General features: G+C 69.7%; 16 protein-coding genes. 6 read left to right on the forward strand and 10 right to left on the reverse strand.

The window, feature by feature from the left end; all coding sequences use genetic code 11:
• The 5 genes from NS4_RS26020 to NS4_RS26040 form a co-directional block, all read right to left on the reverse strand.
• On the reverse strand, window positions 1-1,735 hold a 1,735-nt coding region (locus NS4_RS26020), incomplete at its 3' end, for an ABC transporter ATP-binding protein (RefSeq protein ID WP_157106249.1).
• A gap of 91 nt (window positions 1,736-1,826) precedes the next feature.
• Complete coding sequence (locus tag NS4_RS26025) at window positions 1,827-2,609, reverse strand: ABC transporter permease (protein ID WP_063062137.1); 783 nt, start codon at window positions 2,607-2,609, stop codon at window positions 1,827-1,829.
• Window positions 2,606-3,559 (reverse strand): ATP-binding cassette domain-containing protein, encoded by a 954-nt coding sequence (locus NS4_RS26030; RefSeq protein WP_063062138.1) that lies wholly within the window; start codon window positions 3,557-3,559, stop codon window positions 2,606-2,608. The genes NS4_RS26025 and NS4_RS26030 overlap by 4 nt, the downstream gene beginning before the upstream one ends.
• Window positions 3,556-4,332: a hypothetical protein gene (locus NS4_RS26035; RefSeq protein WP_245665738.1), complete on the reverse strand. Its 777-nt coding sequence runs from the start codon at window positions 4,330-4,332 to the stop codon at window positions 3,556-3,558. The genes NS4_RS26030 and NS4_RS26035 overlap by 4 nt, the downstream gene beginning before the upstream one ends.
• 208 nt (window positions 4,333-4,540) lie before the next feature.
• A complete protein-coding gene (locus NS4_RS26040; protein ID WP_063062139.1) occupies window positions 4,541-5,566 on the reverse strand; it encodes a glutathione S-transferase family protein in 1,026 nt (341 codons plus the stop codon).
• Between the two features lie 188 nt (window positions 5,567-5,754).
• Here NS4_RS26040 and NS4_RS26045 point away from each other — a divergent pair, with 188 nt between their 5' ends.
• Window positions 5,755-6,549, forward strand: coding sequence for an enoyl-CoA hydratase/isomerase family protein (locus NS4_RS26045; RefSeq protein ID WP_063062140.1), 795 nt, complete (start codon window positions 5,755-5,757; stop codon window positions 6,547-6,549).
• Window positions 6,550-6,662: 113 nt separating this feature from the next.
• Window positions 6,663-8,003 carry a class I adenylate-forming enzyme family protein gene (locus tag NS4_RS26050; RefSeq protein WP_084487726.1) on the forward strand — a complete coding sequence of 447 codons (1,341 nt, stop codon included), beginning with the start codon at window positions 6,663-6,665 and terminating at the stop codon, window positions 8,001-8,003.
• Between the two features lie 3 nt (window positions 8,004-8,006).
• Here NS4_RS26050 and NS4_RS26055 read toward each other — a convergent pair whose 3' ends face one another.
• A complete protein-coding gene (locus tag NS4_RS26055) occupies window positions 8,007-8,765 on the reverse strand; it encodes a tyrosine-protein phosphatase (RefSeq protein ID WP_063062141.1) in 759 nt (252 codons plus the stop codon).
• A gap of 472 nt (window positions 8,766-9,237) precedes the next feature.
• Here NS4_RS26055 and NS4_RS26060 point away from each other — a divergent pair, with 472 nt between their 5' ends.
• Window positions 9,238-9,654 carry a TetR family transcriptional regulator gene (locus NS4_RS26060; RefSeq protein ID WP_245665728.1) on the forward strand — a complete coding sequence of 139 codons (417 nt, stop codon included), beginning with the start codon at window positions 9,238-9,240 and terminating at the stop codon, window positions 9,652-9,654.
• A gap of 39 nt (window positions 9,655-9,693) precedes the next feature.
• Window positions 9,694-10,872, forward strand: coding sequence for an amino acid deaminase/aldolase (locus tag NS4_RS26065; protein ID WP_063062178.1), 1,179 nt, complete (start codon window positions 9,694-9,696; stop codon window positions 10,870-10,872).
• Window positions 10,873-10,981: 109 nt separating this feature from the next.
• On the opposite strand, the gene NS4_RS26070 is transcribed toward NS4_RS26065, so the two are convergent.
• On the reverse strand, window positions 10,982-14,344 hold the full coding sequence (locus NS4_RS26070) for an AAA domain-containing protein (protein WP_063062142.1): 3,363 nt from the start codon (window positions 14,342-14,344) through the stop codon (window positions 10,982-10,984).
• Between the two features lie 104 nt (window positions 14,345-14,448).
• Window positions 14,449-16,251 carry a DEAD/DEAH box helicase gene (locus NS4_RS26075; RefSeq protein ID WP_245665730.1) on the reverse strand — a complete coding sequence of 601 codons (1,803 nt, stop codon included), beginning with the start codon at window positions 16,249-16,251 and terminating at the stop codon, window positions 14,449-14,451.
• Between the two features lie 60 nt (window positions 16,252-16,311).
• Between NS4_RS26075 and NS4_RS26080 the strand changes: the two genes are divergently transcribed.
• Both NS4_RS26080 and NS4_RS26085 read left to right on the forward strand, forming a co-directional pair.
• Complete coding sequence (locus tag NS4_RS26080; RefSeq protein ID WP_063062143.1) at window positions 16,312-17,178, forward strand: carbon-nitrogen hydrolase family protein; 867 nt, start codon at window positions 16,312-16,314, stop codon at window positions 17,176-17,178.
• A complete protein-coding gene (locus NS4_RS26085; RefSeq protein WP_063062144.1) occupies window positions 17,178-17,813 on the forward strand; it encodes a phosphoribosyltransferase in 636 nt (211 codons plus the stop codon). The genes NS4_RS26080 and NS4_RS26085 overlap by 1 nt, the downstream gene beginning before the upstream one ends.
• Window positions 17,814-17,852: 39 nt before the next feature.
• Here NS4_RS26085 and NS4_RS26090 read toward each other — a convergent pair whose 3' ends face one another.
• Both NS4_RS26090 and NS4_RS26095 read right to left on the reverse strand, forming a co-directional pair.
• Window positions 17,853-18,980 carry an acyl-CoA dehydrogenase family protein gene (locus tag NS4_RS26090; protein ID WP_063062145.1) on the reverse strand — a complete coding sequence of 376 codons (1,128 nt, stop codon included), beginning with the start codon at window positions 18,978-18,980 and terminating at the stop codon, window positions 17,853-17,855.
• A 9-nt stretch (window positions 18,981-18,989) separates the two neighbouring features.
• Window positions 18,990-20,162: an acyl-CoA dehydrogenase family protein gene (locus NS4_RS26095; RefSeq protein WP_063062146.1), complete on the reverse strand. Its 1,173-nt coding sequence runs from the start codon at window positions 20,160-20,162 to the stop codon at window positions 18,990-18,992.
• Window positions 20,163-20,358: the final 196 nt, after the last annotated feature.

The following is a 20,358-nucleotide window of genomic DNA, read 5'->3' on the forward strand; positions in this document are numbered from 1 at the left end:
CGAAGCGGTCGGCGGAGGCGGCCGAGGGCAGCCGGTCGGGCGGGTAGACCGGGCCGGCGACCGGCACGGTGTCCGGTTCGGGCAGGCGGATGACCCGGTCGGCATGGGCGAGGGTCGACTCACGATGGGCCAGGATGATGGTGGTGCGGGCGCCCTGATCGGGCAGTGCGCCGAAGATGGCGGCCTCGGTCACCGCGTCGACCGCGGAGGTGGCGTCGTCGAGCACCAGGATGCGCGGGCGGGCCAGCAAGGCCCGGGCCAGGGCGATGCGCTGCCGCTGACCGCCGGAGAGGGTGAGCCCGCGTTCTCCGACGACCGTGTCGTAGCCGTCCGGCAGCTGTTCGATGAACTCGTCGGCGGCGGCCTGCCGGGCGGCGGCCCGGATCTCGTCGGGCGTGGCGTCTGGCCTGGCGAGGGCGATATTGGCGGCCACGCTGGAACTGAACAGGAACGGGTCGTCGAAGACCACACCCACCGCGGCCCGCAGTTGCGTGGCGGACACCTCGGCGATATCCACCGGCTGCGCGCTACCGGTGCCCAGCAGCAGGATCCGGCCGGCATCGGGTGCGTAGAACCGGGGCAGCAACAGCGAGAGCGTGGTCTTGCCCGACCCCGCCGGACCGATGATCGCCACCGTCTCGCCCGGCCGGACCCGCAGGTTCAGGTCGCGCAGGACCGGTTGCGCGGGGTCGAAGCCGAAGCTCACCCCGTCGAGTTCGATACCCAGCGGGCCGTCGGGCACGGGGACCGGCTGCGGCGGATCGGCCACCGCCGGGCCGGCGTCGATCACCTGGTACACCCGTTCGGCCGCAGCCCGGGTGAGCTGGGCCAGGATGATCACCGACGCCATGGTGCGGGCGGTGGTGGTCATGGTGGTGACGTAGGCGCTGAACGCCAGGAAGGTGCCGAGACCGATCTGCCCGCGCAACGCGAGCCAGCCGCCGACGGCGATCACCACCACCAGGCCCGCCTGCGGAATCGCCGCGAGGGTGGGGGAGAAGCGGGCGTTGATCCGGGCCGCGCGCATCCGTTCGGCGAACAAGCGGCGGCCGTGCTGTTCGAGCACATCCACCATGCGGGCTTCCTGGCCGAACCCCTTCACCACCCGGACCCCGGTGACCGTCTCCTCGACATGCTGGGCGAGTTCGGCGGCCCGCTGCTGGGCCGACCAGGTCGCGGCGTGCAGCCGGGGCCGCATCCGGTACACCACCGCGATCACCAGCGGCACCATCAGCAGCGCCACCGCCGCCAGCGGCGGGGACAGCCACAGCATCACCGCGGCGGCGAGCACGAACTGCAGAAACGACATTCCCGAGAGCGGAGCCATCGCCAGCAGCGACTGCACCAGCTGGAGGTCGGTGATCGAACGGGAGACCACCTGGCCGGTGCGCAGCGCGTCCTGACCCGCGCCGTCGAGCCGCTGCAACGATCCGAGCAGCTGCACCCGCAGCCCGTGCTGGACGTCCAGTGACAATTTGCCGGCCAACATCCGCCGGCCGAAGGACGCGGCGAACCGGCCCGCCGCCAGCAGGGCCAGCAGGCCGGCGACGATACCGATCACCCGGGTGGCACCGCCGGTGGCCGAATCCACGGCCCATTTGGTGAGCAGCGGTGCGATGATCTCCGCCGTCGCGCCGGCCACCAATGCCACAGCGATACCGGCCAGCGTGCCGCGATAGCGCCGGCACTCCGACCACAGCCTACGAAGCCATCCCGGCCGCGCGCCGCTACTCATGAGCCCCCTTCACCTCGACCTGTCATCGACCATAACGACGCCGGGTGACAAGGGGTTGTTCCCGGCGGTCCGCCGGGAGGGGCTCAGCGGATCACAGTTCGGCCCGGCGCAGCGCCCACCAGCCGGCCGCGCCGACGCCGACGGACCACAACAGCAGCACCACGATCGCGGCCGGGGCGGGGGCCAGCAGATCGCTGTCGGTGAAGGAGCCGACCAGGACGGTGCTCAGCGTCGCTGAGCCGGGCAGCAGAGTCGCCGCGCCCGGCAGACCGATTCCGGCGGTCACCACCCAGAGCAGCGGCTCGGCGAGCAGGATCCAGACCAGCACCGCGCCGACCGCCGGCCCCGGCGAGCGCAGCAGCAGCCCGAGCCCGGTACCGATGACCGCCCAGCACGCCGCGGCGAGCAGACCGCCACCGAGTACCGCGAACAACGCGGCCGTGACCTCGAAGTCGCCGCGGCCGAACAGCAGCAGGCAGACCATCGCCACGACCTCGACCGCCAGTGCTGCCACCACCGCGGCGGCGGCGGTCACCAGGTATTTCGCCCCGGCCAGCCGGTCCCGGTCGGGTGTGAACAGCGCGGTGGTCACCAGCGTGTTGTGCTGATGTTCGCCCGCCGCGCCCGCGGCCCCGAAAACGCCCGCGGCCACGATTACCGCGAACAGCGCCAGATACAACCCGATGGTCGCCGCCCCGGTGACCGGTTCGCCGTCCGGGTCACGCGGCCCGGCCATGAGCGCGGTCACCGAAGCGGCCACGACGGTCAGGGCGACCAGGCTCCCGGCCAGCACCCGGGTGTAGCGCAGTGTCACCGCCTTGCGGTACTCGGACAGGACCGGCGGTATCAGTTCCGCGGGTACGACGTCGATCATCGGGCAACCCCGTACGGCAGAGAGGTGGGCGGTGGCATACCGGGTCCGACCGGCTGCGGCGCGGCCGCGTGGGTCAGGGAGGCGAGTACCCGGTCGGGATGGATCCGATCGGCGACTATACGGTCCAGCCGCACATCGGCGGCGCGGGCGGCGGCCACGATATCGTCCTCCGTCGCGTCCGCCACCGCCAGCTGATCGTCGGGCCGGATCACCGCGTCGGTGAAACCACGGGCGGCCAGGGCGGTGGCGACGGCGATGGACGAGGAGGAGGCCACCACCAGGCGGTCCGGGTTACGGCGCCGCAGCCGGGCCGGGCTGCCCTGATAGACCACCGACCCGCCGCTGAGCACCACCAGATGGTCCGCGATCGGCAGCGCCGTCACCAGGCTGGGCGTGGTGAACAGTACGGTGCCACCGCGCCGTGTGTGATCGCGCAGGAAGCCCTGCAACCAGGACAGTTCGCTCAGCTGCATACCGGCGGCGGGATCATCGAGCACCAGCAATCGGGGATCGGGCAGCAGGGCCGTCGCCAGCGCCGCGCGGGTCTGCTCACCGGGGCTCAGATCCTCGGCGACGGCGCGGGCCCGCTCGGTGAGGCCGGTGATCTCCAGAACGGCGCGCACCCGGCGGTCCGGGCAACCGGCCGCGGCGGCGTAGACCCGCAGATGGTCGCGGACCGTGCGGCGCGGATGCAGACCGCGCGGTGCGAGGACGGCGCCCACCGTCGAACTGCCGCGGCCACCGGCCACCGTGGCCGACCCGGCCGTCGGCGGGAGCAGACCCAGCAGGATCCCGGCCACCGTCGACTTCCCGGAACCGGGCGGACCCACCAGTGCCGCGCAGGTACCCGCGGCGACATCGAAGGAGATGTCCTGGGCGCCGATACCGAAATCCTCGTACCGCTTGGTCAGACCCCGGACGGTGATCGCCGGGCGCGCCGAGGGCGTCACCGCGGCCCGGCCGGTGGCTGGGTCCCACGCCGGCGCACACCGACCTCATCGCGCGCCGGCTCGCTCACAGCGCCCTGTGGCAGCGATTTCTCCGGCTGCTCCAGCCCGGGCGGCACCTTGGCGTCGATCACCATCTCGTCGGGGAAGTACGCCGGCGCCGGGCCGAATGCCTTGCGCGCGTTTTTTACAGTCGCCTTGCCCAGCGCCCGGTTACCGACGCCGCCGATCACCGCGCCGATCCCGGCGGGCACCACCTTGCCCGCCATCAGCGCGGCACGCTTGGTGATGAAGCGGACGATGAACCGCTTGAGCAGCGAATCGTTCATCCCGGACAGACCCGGGATCTTGTCGGCGAACACGGTGCCCCAGTTCTTGGCCGAGGTACCGACGCTCTTCTGCACGATCTCCATCCCGCTGTCACCGAGTACCACCGCGAGCACCAGCGCCCGCCGCTGCTCGGTGTGCTCCGGCCGCACTCCGTGCACCGAGGCCACCGCCAGCGTGAACAACGCCGACGCCTCCATGAAGAACGTGGTCTCCGCGCTCACCGCCGCCAGCGCGGCGATGGTCCCCACCCCGGGGATCGCGGCCGACGCCCCGACCGCGCTACCGCTACCGGTCACCGCCAGCAGATACTGGCGTTCCAGTCGCTCCACGAGCTGCGCGGGCGACTCGTCGGGATGTGCGCGCCGCAAGCGCGCGACATACTTGGCGACGGCGGGTGCTTGTAGCCGGGAACCGTGGTCCAGCGCCTCGACCACGGCCTTTTCCAATGCCCCGTTACGCACGGCGTCATCCCTCCTCTTCGGCCTCTGTGCACTGTAGGGCACGGAGGCCGTACGTTCGCTCTGACTGGTAACGGACTACCCGTCTCACGGGTTCCAATTCGCGAGATGCGGCACCGAGGGGTTACGTCGGCATTCGATGTCCGGGGCCGATGCTGAGCCGTGCGTGGTGTGGACCTCGGGTCCGGGGTGCCGATCAGCGGGCGCCGTGCTCCTCCGGGACCACTTCGGCCGGGACCGGGGGTGGTGGGGGCGTGCCGTCGCCGAAGGGGCGGCCGCCGAGGGATTCGCGACCGTGGGGGGTGAGCCAGTTGGCGAGGTTCGGGCCCTTGGGGACGATCCGGGTCGGGTTGATGTCGGTGTGGACCTTGTAGTAGTGGTCCTTGATCTGCGTGAAGTCGATGGTGTCGCCGAAACCGGGAGTTTGGAACAGGTCTCGGGCGTAGGCCCACAGGACCGGCATCTCGCTGAGTTTGCTGCGGTTGCACTTGAAGTGGCCGTGGTAGACGGGGTCGAACCGGGCCAGGGTGGTGAACAGCCGGATATCGGCTTCGGTGATGGTGTCGCCGACCAGATAGCGCTGCCCGGTCAGCCGGTCCGACAGCCAGTCCAGGGCGGTGAAGAGCCGGTCGTAGGCGGCGTCGTAGGCGTCCTGGGCGCCGGCGAATCCGCAGCGGTACACGCCGTTGTTCACTTCGCGGAACACGCGTGCGTTGACCTCGTCGATCTCGGCGCGCAGCGCTTCCGGGTAGAGCTGTGGCGCACCTTCGCGGTGGTACTCGGTCCATTCGAGGGAGAAGTCGAGGGTGATCTGCGCGTAGTCGTTGGTGACGACCTGGCCGGTCGGTACGTCGACGATCGCCGGCACTGTGATGCCGCGCGGATAGTCGGGGAAGCGGGCCAGGTAGGCGTCGCGCAGGCGCGGGATCTGCAGCACCGGGTCCACCCCGCCCGGATCCAGATCGAAGGTCCAGCTGAGTTTGTCGTGGGTGGGTCCGCACAGACCCAGCGAGATAGCCGATTCCAGGCCCAGCAGGCGGCGCGCGATCAGGGTGCGGTTGGCCCACGGGCAGGCGCGGGCGGCGACCAGCCGGTACCGGCCCGGTTCGACCGGGTAGCCGTCGCGGCCGTCGGCGGTGATCCGAGTGGTGATGTAGTTGGTGTCGCGCTTGAATTCGCCCGGTTCGACGTAGGTGCCCTGTCCGGTTTCCGAGTCGGTCATGGCACCAGTCTCGCAGGGCCGGCCAATAAGCTGACGGTATGAGCGGGTCGGGCCCGGAGGCGGTAGCGGAGCGTAACCATGTAGGGCCCTCGCTCATGCCCGATGGACACGGCGTGAGCGGGTCGGACCCGGAGGCGGTAGCGGAGCGTAACCACGGAGGGCCCTCGCTCATACCCGATAATCACGGTATGAGCGCTACCGAACCCACCCGGCTGGAACGCACGGTCACCACCGGCGGTGCCGAAGTCGCCACGTTGACGCTGGCGAGCCCACCGCTGAACCTGTTCGACCGAGCCATGTTCGACGCCCTGGTCGCCGATCTCGCCGAGCTGTCGGCGCGGCCGCCCCGCGCATTGCTGATCCGGGCCGAGGGCAAAGTGGTCTCGGGCGGGGTGGATGTGCACACCTTCGACGGTCTCACCGCCGCGCAGGGGGCACAGTTGTGGCAGGACCTGTTCGCGCGGATCAGCCACCCGATCGAGGCGCTGCCGTGCCCGGTGCTCTTCGCCGCGCACGGGCTCACCCTCACCGCGGCATTCGAGATCGCGCTGGCCTGCGATCTGATCCTGGCCGCGCCGAAGGCGAAGTTCGGGCTGGTGGAGATCGTGGTCGGGCTGACACCGTCGATGGGCGGTCCGCAGCGGCTGGCCGAACGGGCCGGGTCGGGCCGGGCCCGCGAACTGGTGATGACCGGCGATCTGTACGACGCGCAGACCATGCGCGAATGGGGTGTGGTGAACCAGATCCACGAGGATCTCGATATCGCGGCGGTCGCGCTGGCCCACCGGCTGGCGGAGGGGCCCACTCGCGCACACGCCGCCACGAAGCGGATCGTCGAAGCGTGGCGGTCGGGTGGGGTGGCGCACGCGGATTCGGTGACACCGCAGGTCTCCGGTGACCTGTTCGACACCGAGGACCTCCCGCGAGCGGTGCGCAGCTTCCTGGAGCAGGGGCCCGGGAAGGCGACCTACCGGGGGCGCTGACGCAGCGGATGACGATCTCGTCATCGATCCGGGCGATTCCCCGACTCTGCACCGAATTTGTGATCTGCATCATATAGTCACAGGGTCAGACTGTTCGACTCTGCGGAGGTCCGATGCAAAGCGGTACGACCACGATCATCGGGCCCGTGGCCGGTCCGTCCGACTCGGCGCAGCGGTCCGGTCCGCGGCCGGAGCCGGTGGAGTTCCACATCGTCGACGCCGGCGCTGCGGCGCCGCTGTCGCGGGGCGCGGACGGCATCCTGCGGTACGGCAACCTCAGTCCCGCCCTCACCGAACTCCTCGATCTGCAGGTGCACGCATTCTCGAACCGGGAGGCCGTGGTCGAGGTCGGCGGCGGCCGGCTCACCTATCGGGAACTGTGGCATTCGGCCTCCCGGGTGGCCGGTGGGCTGCAGGAACACGGGATCGGCTACGGGGACCGGGTCGCGGTGCACATGCCACCCGGGGTGCGCTGGGTGCAGGCGTTTCTCGGGGCGCTGCTCAGCGGGGCGGTACCGGTTCTGGTCCAGTACGGGCTGTCGCGCGAGGCGGCCGACAAGGTCATCGTCGACAGTGATGCCGATTTCGTGCTCGGTGCCCCCGACCGGGGATGCGGCGCCACCCGTAGCGACAGCCGCTGGGCGCCCGGCCTGCCCGATGGCGCCGCGTTCATCGACGACGGTGCGGCGCTCGGCGATCTGGCGCTGCTCTGCTATACCAGCGGGGCCGGGGCGGGTGCGGCGCCGACCGGGGTGGAACTGACCAACGAGAATCTGCTCTCCGCGATCCGCTCGATGGTCGCCGCCCTCGATCTGCCCACCGATGGGATGCGCAACCTCGTGCTACAGCCGCTGGCCCACGCCAGCGGCTGTGTCGATCAGCTGCTGCCCACCTTCGCTGTCGGCGGGACCGTGGTCTTGGCGCAGGGCGCGGATGCGGTGGCGGCGGCGATCGCCGAGGAAGGCGTGGATACGCTCGCCGCCAGTACCCGTATTCTCGGCGGCCTGCTGCCGGAGCTGGCCGCGGGCCGGGCCGACGGGCTGTGCACCGAGCGGGTGATCCGGATCAGTACGGCCGGTCATCGGGCCGATGCCGGGGAGTGCGGGTCGGCGACCGCCCGTGATCTCGGTGCGATCTTCCCTTCGGCCCGGCAGTGGTCTGTGTGGGGTGCGACCGAGACCAGCGGGATCGGGCTCGCGCTGGGTCCGACCGCCGGCCCGTCCTCCGACGCCGACGGTAGCGTGCTCGGGTTCCCTTTCGGCGGTACCGAGCTGGCGCTGTGCGGACCGGAGGCCGCGTCGGGGCGCGGCGAGTTGCTGTGCCGCGGGCCCAATGTGACCAGGCGCTACTGGAACGATCCGCAGCGCACGGCCGACCGCTTCACCGGCAGTTGGTTCCATACCGGCGACCACGTGTGCATCGGTGCCGACGGTCTGGTTCGGCGCAGCGCCTGAGCGTCAGGCGACGAGTCGTTCCCGCAGCCGCTCCCGCAGGTCGGGCGTGAGCCCCACGGCGCGCAGATACGCATCGAAATCACCGTGCAGTTCGATACCGGATTCGAGGCCCGCGCGCAGGTACTCCTCCCGTACCTCGAGCACGGCCTGCGGCAGGTCCGCGCCGAACTCGTCCTTCAGCGAGGTACGCAGTTCGGCGACCGCCTGGTTGCTCAGCAGGTAGTCGCCGAGGATCTCGGACTCGGTGACCCCGACCGCGCGCAGCAGTGTGGCGATGGTCCAGCCGGTGCGGTCCTTACCGGCGGCGCAGTGCACCAGGACGGCCCCGCGGTCGGCGACGATCGCCTCCGCCAGGGCCACGATGGCAGCGTGCGCCTCGGGCCGGGCGGGGAAGTTGCGATACACGTCCATCATGTAGGCGAGTGCGGCGCCGGGCGCGTCCTGCCGGCCGGCGCCCGCCTCATGCGGGGGCGCGGTGACCGTTCCGTCGTCGAAGGGGGTGATGTTCAGCCGGATCTCCGGGGGCAGGTGGTCGGCGCCGGCGCGTTCGATCTCCAGGTGGCCGCGCAGATCGTGGACCGCCCCCACACCCAGTTCCCGCAGGGTGGCGTGGCCGTCGTCGTCGAGCCGGCTGAGCTGGGCCGAACGGAGCAGGACTCCGGATCGTGTCGTCCCGCCGCCGTGTAGCCGCAATCCGCCGAGATCTCGAAAGTTGAATGTGCCGCTGATCCGGAGATGCCCGGCGAGGGGAGAGCTTGTCACCGCATCAGGCTAACTGCCGTCCGGCCGTGCGCGTTGTGTGATGCCGCACAGCTGTCGAAGATCACCGGGGCCCGGTCGTAGACTGACCGATAGTCTCTGTCATGAGGCGCTGTGGCGGTACGGTACGTCTTCCGGGGGTCGGTCCTGGGTGGGCCGGGCGTGCGCGTGCCGGGTTTCCGGGGTATGCGGCAACGGTCCCGAAGGGGCCGTAAAAACAGTCTTCGAGTATGGGTTTCCCGTCAGAACTGTTCTCAAACCCCGAAAACCTTCTAATATCGAGAAGACGGATTGGATAGGCTGCAACTTCCCGACCTATGCCTACCGATCCGGCCGGCCACTTCGGTCTGGAGTTTTCGGTCCGGAGTGTGTGAGTTGTTTGCCGAGGGAGCTTGCGTTGGGCGTACGTGGAGAAATAGCGGAGGTCCGGATCCGGTCGGCTGTGCGTGAAGCGGTCGATCGTGCAGACGCGGTAATGGATATCAGCGGATTACGGGCGTTGCGGGTGTTGCTGCACGCCGGGGCGAGCGCCTACTGGCAACTGATCAAAGCGAGGCCGGTGCAGCAGATCCACGCCTACTCCAAGACTGTGGAGATCCTGTGCCGGCACTGGGACTCCACCGCGGACTACGTGCCCGATCCGGTGGTTTCCGAGCGGCAGCGTGCCCAGCAGCGTGAAGTGATCGACTGGCTGGAGCTGTGTGCCGCGCGTTCGGGCACCCGCTGGATCGAACCGGTCGAATCGGTTGCCTCCTATGCGATGACGGTGGTCCAGGGCTCGGTACTGCGGTGGCTGGCCGATTGTGACGACGAGGTCGTCCTGGTCGCCTTCGACGACCTGGTCTCCAATCTGGTCACCCGGGCGATCGACGCCGGAAACTCCTCCCAATAAAGCTGGACGTTCGACCAGTACAGTGGTTGAGTGGTCCGGGTGAGCGCGACCTCGCCGACTGCCCCTCTGCACGCCGCCACCGCGGATCTCGATCCGCCCCTGGCCGCAGTGGACCTGACCGCCCTGCGCGCCAATGCCGCCGACCTGGTGCGCCGGGCCGCGGGCCGGCCCATCCGGGTGGCCAGTAAATCGGTGCGCTGCCGCGCGGTGCTCGAGGAAGTACTCGGTACCGGTCTGACCGCCGCGGGCGGCTTCGCCGGGCTCATGTCGTATTCGCTGACCGAGGCGATCTGGCTGGTCCGGCAGGGCGCGCGCGATGTACTGCTCGGGTACCCCAGTACCGACCGCGCGGCCCTGGCCGAACTGGGCGGCGATCCGATCCTGCTCGAGGCGATCACGCTGATGGTCGACGATGTGGCGCAGCTGGACCTCGCCCGTGCCGCGGTGGGCAGCGCGACCGTACACCCCCGCGTCTGCTTGGATGTGGACGCTTCACTCCGGATCGGTCCCGTACATCTCGGGGTCCGCCGCTCGCCGATCCGGACCCCGGAACAGGCCGCCGAACTGGCCGAGACGGCCATCGGCCGCGGGTTCCGGGTGGTCGGCCTGATGACCTACGAGGCGCAGATCGCCGGACTACCGGACACCTCGCTGCCGGTGCGCCTGGTGAAGAAGGCTTCCGCCCAGGAGATCGGCCGGCGCCGCGGCGCGGTACTGGACGCCGTGCGGGCGGTGACCGGTCCGCTCGAGATCGTCAACAGCGGCGGTACGGGTTCGATCGAATTGTCCGCCGCCGCACCGGGTGTCACCGAGATCACCGCGGGCTCGGGTCTGTACGCCCCGACACTGTTCGACGGTTATCGGTCGTTTCGGCCAAGGCCCGCAATGTATTTCGCGTTGCCGGTATTGCGCCGGCCCGCATCCGGAATGGTCACGGTATTTGCCGGAGGATATATCGCTTCCGGGCCGACGGGGGCAACTCGCGTACCTGAACCGGTGTGGCCGAAGGGATTACGGCTGCTCGGTACGGAAGGGGCGGGCGAGGTGCAGACGCCACTGGCCGGAGCCGCGGATACATCGATCGGGGACCGGGTGTGGTTCCGGCACGCAAAGGCCGGTGAGCTGTGTGAACGGTTCGACCGGTTGTATCTGGTGGACGGTGACGGCTCGCGCGTGGCGGTACCGACTTATCGTGGCGAGGGTAAATGTTTCGGATGAGCGCCGGCCGAATCCGATGCGGTGGGGACGCATCGATTCGGCGGTAATTCCCGCGGGTTCGAGTAATTCCGGGAAACTGCGCCGACTGTCCCAGCAGGCCGAAACGGCCCTAGAAAATCCAGCGATTATCCAGTCGTACGAATCGGGAAATATTCGCCAATTCGTCCAGGGTCTCCGGGAGGAATTCGGTGAGCAGTGGGGAGCGTACTATCACCGCCCGCCGGCGTGCCCGGCCCACCGCGTCGTGTACCAGTGCGGGCGACAACAACGCACCGACGGGAACCGGAGAATCTTCGGGACTCGAGGCCGCCAGGGAGAGCAGGACCACCGCGGCCTCCCGTCCGCGGAGCAGATCCGGGGTGCCCACCAGCACCTCCTCGAACCGCGCCCCGGCCAGCAGATTCCGGATCCGGCCCACCTGGGCGCGGTACGGGGACACCACGACGATGTCGTGGGGTTGCAGGAGCCGGGGCCCGGTGCCGTCGTCCCATCGTTGTCCCAGCAGATCTCGGATCTGGTGCAGGACCTCGCGGGCTTCGGCGTCGGAGGCCGTGCTGTTGCCGTGGTGATTCACCGCCACCGTAACGATTCCGGGTTCGACGGCATCGGCGAACGGCTCGGCGGGCGGCGGATACGCCCGCAGCCGGCCGTCGAAATAGAGAGGTGACAGTGCCTCGCTCAGCCGCGGATGCAGACGCCGGGTCCGGCCCAGGAAGTATCCGTGGGTGTCGGGCAGCGTCACGTGACCCGAACCCGGCCACATGAGGGCCGGTGTGTGCACCGGTTCCGGATGCGGCCCCGGATCGGGGTCGTACCGGGCGGCCGGATCACCGGTGAGCAACAGGTTGCGGGCACTCACCGAGACCGCGGCCGTGGTCGCCAGCGGGAAGGCGTTCGCGTCGGCGATCACCAGAAGATCCAACGCATCACGCGGGATGCGCAGGGGATCGGTGAAGTCGGCGGGCGTACCCCCTACGACGCAGCCGCGGATCGCATTCGCCAGGAAGCGGGGGTAGCGTTCGGCTTCGAGGATCAGCCATTCGGGAGCCACCGCCACCGACTCGTTCTTGGCGACCAGTTCGGGCAGCACACCCGCGCGCACCACCGCATCGAGCAGGTTCTCGACCGGCGCGGCGGTCGGCGCGACGACACCTATCCGCCAATTGTCCTCGGTGACCAGCGCGGCGAGCACATCGGCCAGGATGGCGGTCCGGCCGGTCCCGGTGGGTGCCTGCACGGCGAGATACGAGCGGTCCAGGTCGCGCAGCGCCGCGGTGATCGCGGTCCGCGGATCGTCTCCGGCGGGCGGTAGTTGCGGCCCACCGGATTCCACTGCCGTGGCGCCGAGGCGGGGCGGGCGGCGGGTCAGCAGGTCGAACAGCGGGGTGGCGGGGACCGCGGGCAGTGAGACGAGCAGGTGCCGGCCGATATCCTCCATCGCGTCCGCCGCTGTGACAGGCGGCTCCGGCAATGCCGGTGCCAGCGCGATCGGGAGTTCGTCGTGCGGTTCGGTCCCGGACGCCAATGTCTCCTCGAGGCGCACGATATCGGCGGAATCGGTGTCCACCGCACAGCCGAGGACGGTGGCGGTCCCGCAGCCGCGGACGGCCCGCGGCGCACGCCCCGCGGCTTCGTAGATCACACAGACCGTGGTGCCCGGCGCGAGGCCCGGACCCACGAGCCGGCCGGTGAGACGGAGAAAGCGGCGCACCGTATCGCCGGGACCGATATGCCATTTCGTATCGACCGCGGCGGAATCGGCCACCATGACCCCGGGTTCGGCGGCCCAGTCGGCGGGCGGATGGGTCAACCGGTCGATATGCGCCCACCAAGCGGTCTGCTGCTCCCGGCGGGGATAGCCGAGCAGCGCGGCGGTCAGCGCGGCTATCCGGTGGGGCTGCGCCGGGTTCCGCGGATCCGCGTCCGGGCGCCGGGCGGCGAATTCGGCCAGCGCGGCCTCGGTGGACGAGGGTTGCGCAGAGGGCGTTTCGCGCAGCAGACGATCCAGCGTCTGGACGGGCCCGGCCGGTGACCCGGCCGGCCGTTCGCCTACATGCTCGTGTAGCCGGTCCGCCAGTCGCAGAACGGTACGGGCCCCGGACTTCTCCGAGGTGCCGTCGAGCACCGCCGCGACCGCGGGCAGCGCGTAGCTCTGGGATCCGGCGACGAAAGCGCCCCGGAATATCGGATACAGGTCCACCAGGGTGCCCGCCCGCAGCAGTACATCGACGGTTTCCTCACCGAAGCCGAGCCGGGCACCGGTGTGGAACAGGAAGGTCCGGGCGGCGGCGGTGTAGTGATAGATGTGCAGTTCGGGATCGGCCAGTAGCGGTTCGGTGAGTGCGGCGAGAATATCGGTGAAGGCACGGCGACCGGCGGCGCGCACTTCGCGCCGCCGGTCGGGGCTCGGCGTGCCGTGGGGGGATTCGAGCGGGATCTCGCGAGTCAGGCGGACGCGATCGCGGGCGGCGACCTCGATTCGTAATCGGCCGGGGGCGACTTCGTCCACATGGAGTGCGAGGTCGCCGGGAGTGGCGGCCGGCAGCATATCCAGGGCGGAAGGTTCAGCGGTGACGTACTCGCCGCGGCCGGAATGCTCCTGGCGCAGTTGCACGACGGCCTGGGTGCGCAACCGGGTCAGCAGGCGCGGGGGTATTTCCGGTGCAGCGACGGTGCGGGTGGTGAGCCGGTCGACGGTGGTGACACCGGCCGCGCGCAGGGCCGCCCGCGTGGGCAGATCCATCCCGGCGACCAGCAGCAGATCCCGGGCCTCGGCGCGAGCGGCGCGACAGACCGCGCACCGGTGGCAGGCACGGAAGCGCGGATCGGCCCACTGCACCGGCAGCAGTTCGCTGGAATGCTCGGCGGCGATCTCGGTCATCCGTTGCCGCCGGGCCAGGTACACCGGCCGGGTGTCGCTGAGCGCGACGGAGTGGAGACCGGTCTGTGAGTGGACCGACAGCTGCGGGTCGACCCGGACCGACCGCTGCTCGAACAGTACGGCGGCGACGGTGAGCCGCAGTGCCACGGCGACCGGTCCGGCGCCGGCGGTATCGACACCGTGCAGCCGGATACCGTCGGCGGTGCGGGTCAGCAGGTCGGTGGTTGCGAACACCTCCCCGTCGAAGATCAGCGGGTTGCGCACCGCCGGTGCGCCCGCGCCGACGGCGGCCAGGGTCTCGGTATGCGCGGTGGACAGCGCGGCGAGCGAATCGGGGGGCGCTCCCGGACGGGAGATCTCGATCAGCGTGCTCGCGTACCGCTGCCGGATATCGCCGAGTATCCGGTCGAACGCCGTGACGTCGTGGACGTCACCGATGTGCTCCGCCGACGCGCACTCGCTGTCGTCACCGGGGAGCGGATCTACGGTCCCCAGTTCGGCGTCGAGTGCCCGCAGCAGTGCGAATTCGCAGCGGGCGGCGCGCACCAGATCCGTGGCGCTGTACACCACCCGATCACCGATGACGAACAACTACGGCCCTCCTGCGCCCAGTGCCACACCGGCCGGCGTTCGCGCGCGGGCCGGACGGGCCCCACTGTAGCCACCGGGGCCGACCTGGTGGAATGGGCCGTGCTTCAGGAACGCGGTTTCCGGCGATCCTGACGCCTGGGGCTGTCGCGGCGGGGGCCACGGCCGATCGAGCGATGTCCGGGCGGCCCCTGATCGAGCTGCAGCTGGATCAGCACACCGCTGATGCGAGTGCTGCGCAGTGCCTCCAGCGTTTCCGGCGGCAATTGGGCGGGCAGTTCTACGAGGCTGTGATCCGGCCGGATACTGATATGTCCGAAATCGCTGCGCCGCAGACCGCCCTCGTTGGCGATGGCGCCGACGATCGCGCCGGGCACCACCCGGTGCCGTTTACCCACGCTGATGCGGTAGGTCGCCAGCTCCGCGCCGGTCGCGCGATGCCGGGACGGACCGCGGCGCTCCTCGAAACCATCCTCCTCGAACCGGCGTGGCGCCCGTTCGCGGCGCGGCCGCTCCACCGGCTCCGGTTCGGGTTCGAGGAAGAAACTCTCACCGTCCTGCGCCGCCACCGCCAGCGCGGCCGCGATATCGGCCAGCGGGGTGTTGTGCTCCTGCTCGTAGTCCTCGATCAGTTTGCGGAACAGGGCGAGGTTGTCCGAGCTGAGGTTCTCGGTGATGGCGTCGCCGAACTTCGCGACCCGCTGGGCGTTCACATCGTCGACGCTGGGCAGCTGCATCTCGGTCAGCGGATGCCGGGTGGCGCGTTCGATGGATTTGAGCAGATGGCGTTCGCGCGGGGCCACGAACAGCAGGGCCTCGCCGCTGCGGCCCGCGCGACCGGTGCGGCCGATGCGGTGCACGTAGGACTCGGTGTCGTGCGGGATGTCGTAGTTCACGACATGCGAGATCCGGTCCACGTCGAGTCCGCGGGCGGCGACATCGGTGGCGACCAGGATGTCGAGGGTGCCCGCCTTCAGCTGGCCGATGGTCCGTTCCCGCTGGGCCTGGGCGATATCGCCGTTGATGGCCGCGGCGGAGAACCCACGGGCGCGCAGTTTCTCGGCCAGTTCCTCGGTGGCCTGTTTGGTGCGCACGAAAATGATCATGGCCTCGAAGGACTCCACCTCGAGGATGCGGGTGAGCGCGTCGAGTTTGCGCTGATGCGATACCAGCACCCAGCGCTGGGCGATATTGGTGGCGGTACTGGTCTTGGCCTTGACCGTGATCTCGACCGGCTCACGCAGGTACTGCTTGGAGATCTTGCGGATGGCCGCGGGCATGGTCGCGGAGAACAGCGCCACCTGCTTGTCGGCCGGGGTGTCGGCGAGGATGCGTTCCACGTCCTCCTGGAACCCCATCTTCAGCATCTCGTCGGCCTCGTCGAGCACCAGATAGCGCAGCTTCGACAGGTCCAGGGTGCCCTTCTCCAGGTGATCGATCACCCGGCCCGGCGTCCCCACCACGACCTGGGCGCCGCGCCGGAGACCGGACAGCTGGACCCCGTAGCTCTGGCCGCCGTAGATCGGCAGCACATGGGTGCCCGGCATATGCGTGGCGTAGCGGCCGAACGCCTCGGCGACCTGGATCGCCAGTTCCCGGGTGGGCGCGAGCACCAGCGCGGCCGGCTGTTTGCCGGTGGGATGCTCCTGCAGCAGGCCCATCAGGATGGGGATGGCGAAGGCCGCCGTCTTACCGGTACCGGTCTGCGCCAGACCGACCACATCGGTGCCCTCCAGCAGCGGCGGGATGGTCGCGGCCTGGATGGGGGAGGGCGATTCGTAGCCGACGTCGGCGATGGCCGAAAGGATGCGGTCATCGATGCCGAGATCTGCGAAGGACGGTCCGGCGGTTTCGGGTTCGGTCTCGCCTTGGTTGCCGCCGACGCTGTCTTCGCCCTCATTAATGCTCATTGACCAGAAGTTTACTGGTACGGCCTGGTAGTCCGGCCCACCGGCCCATACGGTGTCAGCATGAACGCCGCCCCCACCGAGCTCTCCGACCCCCCGCCCGACGGCGCGACGGTTCTCGCGGTCGTGCAGTTCGCACCGCATACCGATATCGATGCCAACCTCGGCGCCCTCACCGCGCGGGTGCGGGCCGCGGCCGAGCAGGGCGCCCGGATCGTGGTGGCTCCCGAGTACTCGATGTTCGCGCTCGGCCGGCTCGACGAGCGGGCCGTGGCCGCCGCGCAACCGCTGGACGGCCCGTATGTCACCGCATTGGCCGCACTGGCCGCCGAGACGGGGGTGTACCTGGTCGCCGGGGTGGTGGAGACGGCCCCGCCCGGTGACGAAAGGATCTACAACACCCTGGTCGTGCTCGCTCCGGACGGGTCGCTGCGGACGCGCTACCGCAAGGTGCACCTCTACGACGCGTTCGGTCAGCGCGAATCGGAGGTGGTGGCGCCCGGGCCGGTGGACGAACCGGCACTGTTCACCGCCGACGGTCTCACCTTCGGTCTGCAGACCTGTTTCGATCTCCGGTTCCCGGAGGGATTCCGGCGGCTGGCCGTGGCCGGTGCGCAGGTCCTGCTGCTGCCCGCGCAGTGGATTCCCGGACCGGGCAAGGTCGACCAGTGGACCACGCTGCTGCGTGCCCGGGCCATCGAGAACACGGTGTATGTGGCCGGGGCCGACCAGTGCGGACCGCGTGGCGCCGGCGCCTCGATGATCGTCGACCCCACGGGCCGGGTGCTGGCCGAGCTGGCCGACGCGCCCGGTATCGCCGTCGCGGAGCTGGAGTCCGGCCTGGTGGACCGGGTCCGGCGGACCAATCCGAGCCTTGCGCTGCGCAGATTCGTGGTAGCCGCGCCGGAAGCGAGTAGCGTCGAAAGGTAATGCTCTACGCCGACCGTCTCACCGCCGGGCGCGCACTGGGAAGCGAACTGACGCACCTGCGTGCGGAGCACCCACTGGTGCTCGGACTGCCCCGGGGCGGGGTTCCGGTGGCGGCGGCGGTCCGCGATATCGTCGGCGGCGACCTCGACATCCTGCTGGTCCGCAAACTCGGGGTGCCCTGGCAGCCGGAACTCGCGGCGGGTGCGATCGGCGAAGAGGGCGCGTGGGTGCTCAATGCCGATGTACTGCGACAGACCGGATTGGATCGGGCCCGGCTGGAGGCGATCGAGGCGGATGAGCGCGCCGAACTGGACCGCCGCCGCGTCCTGTGGCGCGGTGACATCCCGCCGATCCCGCTGCGGGACCGGACCGTGGTGATCGTCGACGACGGGGTCGCCACCGGGGCGACCATGGTGGTGGCCTGCCGGGTGGCCCGGGCCAGGCAGCCGCGGCGGATCGTGGTCGCGGTGCCGGTGTCGGCGCCGGAGGCGCTCGACCGGATCCGTGCCGAAGCCGACGAGGTGGTGTGCCCGCAGGCGCCGGCCGCGCTGGCCGGGGTGGGCGGGGCCTACCGCGATTTCCATCAGCTCGACGACGCCGAGGTGACCGATCTGCTCCGGCCGGACGCCCGGTGAGTGGTACCGGGCGTCCGGAGCCGGAAGTGGTGCGCCGGGTTACAGCTCCGGCTGGGCGTAGCCGGCGACCTGTGCGGTCAGCACCCGCAGATGCTCCAGCGAGCTACCGAGCGTGCGCTCGATGGCGGTGAGCCGGGCCACGTAGTGGCTCACCGGGTATTCGGACGTGACCCCGATCCCGCCGTGCATCTGCACCGATTCCTGGCCGATATGCTTCGCCGACCGGCTGACCTGCAGCCGCGCCCGGGACGCGATGACCGGGTCCGCGGCACCGTCGACCAGCGATGCGGTGAGGTAGTAGCTCATACTGCGGGCCAGTTCGAGCGAGACGTACATGTTCGCGGCGCGCTGGGTGAGGGTCTGGAACTTCGACAGCGTGACACCGAACTGTTTACGGGTCTTCAGATAGTCGGTGGTCAGCCGTAGCGACTCCTCCATCGCCCCGATCGATTCCGCGCACAACCCGGCCTGGGCCCGGGCGAGCACCTCGTCCACGGCGCTCGTGGCGTCGCCACCGGTGCCGAGCAGTTCGGCCGGTGCGCCGTCGAAAACGATCTGGGCACCGCGCAGGCCGTCCACCGTCGCGTAGGAGGTACGGGCCACTCCGGCGGCGTCGGCGGTGACCAGGAACAGGCCCAGGCCGCCGTCGGGCAGGGTCGCGCTGACCACCAGCTTGTCGGCGCAGTCGCCGTGCGGTACCGGGTTCTTGGTACCGCGCAGCGTGTAACCCTCGCCCTCGGCGGTGGCCGCGGTGGCGATCGCGTGGTCGGGCCAGCGGGTGCCGGGTTCACCGTGTGCGAAGGCGAGCAGTTTCGACCCGGCGGCGACCTCGGGCAGGATGCGCTGGCGCTGGTCGGGCGTGCCCACCGCGCTGATCAGCCCGCCCGGGACCAGGACCGCGTCGAGCAGCGGTTCCGGCGCCAGCCGCCGCCCGATCTCCTCGAGCACCAGCATGGTCTCCACCGGCCCGGCCTCCATGCCGCCGTCCTTCTCGGCGAAGCTGAGCCCGAGCACGCCCAGTTCGGCGAGCTGATTCCAGACCTGACGGCTCCAGCCGAGGTCGGTACCGATGACCTGCAGCCGGGATTCCGGGTTGTAATTGCGATTCAGCAGGTCACGCACCGTGTCGCGGAGCAGGGCCTGTTCATCGGTGAGATCGAAATCCATTACCTGACCTCACAATCCGAGGATCGAGGAGGCGATGATGGTGCGCTGCACCTCGCTGGAACCTCCGTAGATGGTTGTCTTGCGGTAGTTGAGATAGCTCGGACCCGAGCGCTGCGCCCATTCCGGCGAGGCGATATCCGCGGCGTGTACCGGCAGCGCGTCGGGGCCGGCGATATCGAGCAGCAGCTCGGTGGCGGCCTGCTGCAATTCCGAACCGCGCATCTTCAGCACCGACGACGCGGGGTTGGGTTTGCCCTCGGTCGAGTTCGACACCACCCGCAACTGGGTGAGTTCCAGAGCGAGCAGCTCGTTCTCCAGTTCGGCGATACGCGCCGCGAACAGCGGGTCTTCCAGCAGGGTCCCGGATCCCGACCTGGTGGCGGCCGCGTATTCCTTGGCCACGCCGATCCGCACCTTGGTACGGGCGACGGCGGTGATCCCGGTGCGCTCGTTGCCGAGCAGGAACTTGGCGTAGGTCCAGCCCATGTTCTCCTCGCCGACCAGCTGGTCGGCCGGGACTCGCACGTTCTCGAAGAAGACCTCGTTGACCTCGTAGCCGCCGTCGATGAGTTTGATCGGCCGGATGGTGACACCGGGCGATTTCACGTCGAAGAGCAGGAAGGAGATCCCGGCCTGTTTCTTCGGAGCGTTCGGGTCGGTGCGGACCAGGCAGAAGATCCAGTCGGCCCACTGGGCGAGGGTGGTCCAGATCTTCTGGCCGTTGACGATGTAGGAGTCACCGTCGCGTACGGCGGTGGTGCGCAGCGAGGCCAGGTCCGAACCGGCGTCGGGTTCGGAGAAGCCCTGGCACCACCAGATATCGAGGTTGGCGGTGGCCGGGAGGAAACGCTTCTTGAGTTCCTCGGAACCGAACTGCGCGATGACCGGGCCGACCATGGTGGCGTTGAAGGTCAGCGGGTCCGGCACGCTGGCGAGCTGCATCTCGTCCTGCCACAGGTGCCGCTGCATCGGGGTCCAATCCTTGCCACCCCATTCGACCGGCCAGTTCGGGACGGCCAGGCCGTGCTCGTTGAGGATCCGGTGGGATGTCACGACGTCCTCGCGGGACAGTTCGTGACCGTATTTCACGCGTTTCCGGATCTCGGCCGGGATCGCGGTGGTGTAGATCTTCCGCAGCTCGTCACGGAAGGCGACCTCGTCGGGAGACAGAGTTAATTTCATACACATCTCCAAATATGTCTCGATTGTCCCGCATAGAATTTACACCCCTCCCCGATCCTGCCGTGTCGAGTGCATCACATGTGCCGCCGAGCGCAGGGCCGATCCCGGGGGACGAGAGCGGAGTGTGACCGGGCGGCGACCTGACGTGCCTGGTACTTTGCTGCGGTGGGCGGGGTTCGCCGGCCGGATCCGGCAC

The organism is Nocardia sienata NBRC 100364 (genome assembly GCF_001613205.1).
Classification (GTDB): Bacteria; Actinomycetota; Actinomycetes; order Mycobacteriales; family Mycobacteriaceae; genus Nocardia; species Nocardia sienata.

Bases quoted from the DNA above. Each gene is read 5' to 3' on its own strand.
- NS4_RS26080 (WP_063062143.1), top strand. From the start codon at position 16,312: ATGAACGCCGCCCCCACCGAGCTCTCCGACCCCCCGCCCGACGGCGCG.
- NS4_RS26040 (WP_063062139.1), bottom strand. From the start codon at position 5,566: ATGACCGACTCGGAAACCGGACAGGGCACCTACGTCGAACCGGGCGAA.
- NS4_RS26060 (WP_245665728.1), top strand. From the start codon at position 9,238: ATGGATATCAGCGGATTACGGGCGTTGCGGGTGTTGCTGCACGCCGGG.
- NS4_RS26075 (WP_245665730.1), bottom strand. From the start codon at position 16,251: ATGAGCATTAATGAGGGCGAAGACAGCGTCGGCGGCAACCAAGGCGAG.
- NS4_RS26050 (WP_084487726.1), top strand. From the start codon at position 6,663: ATGCAAAGCGGTACGACCACGATCATCGGGCCCGTGGCCGGTCCGTCC.
- NS4_RS26045 (WP_063062140.1), top strand. From the start codon at position 5,755: ATGAGCGCTACCGAACCCACCCGGCTGGAACGCACGGTCACCACCGGC.
- NS4_RS26085 (WP_063062144.1), top strand. From the start codon at position 17,178: ATGCTCTACGCCGACCGTCTCACCGCCGGGCGCGCACTGGGAAGCGAA.
- NS4_RS26090 (WP_063062145.1), bottom strand. From the start codon at position 18,980: ATGGATTTCGATCTCACCGATGAACAGGCCCTGCTCCGCGACACGGTG.
- NS4_RS26095 (WP_063062146.1), bottom strand. From the start codon at position 20,162: ATGAAATTAACTCTGTCTCCCGACGAGGTCGCCTTCCGTGACGAGCTG.
- NS4_RS26025 (WP_063062137.1), bottom strand. From the start codon at position 2,609: ATGATCGACGTCGTACCCGCGGAACTGATACCGCCGGTCCTGTCCGAG.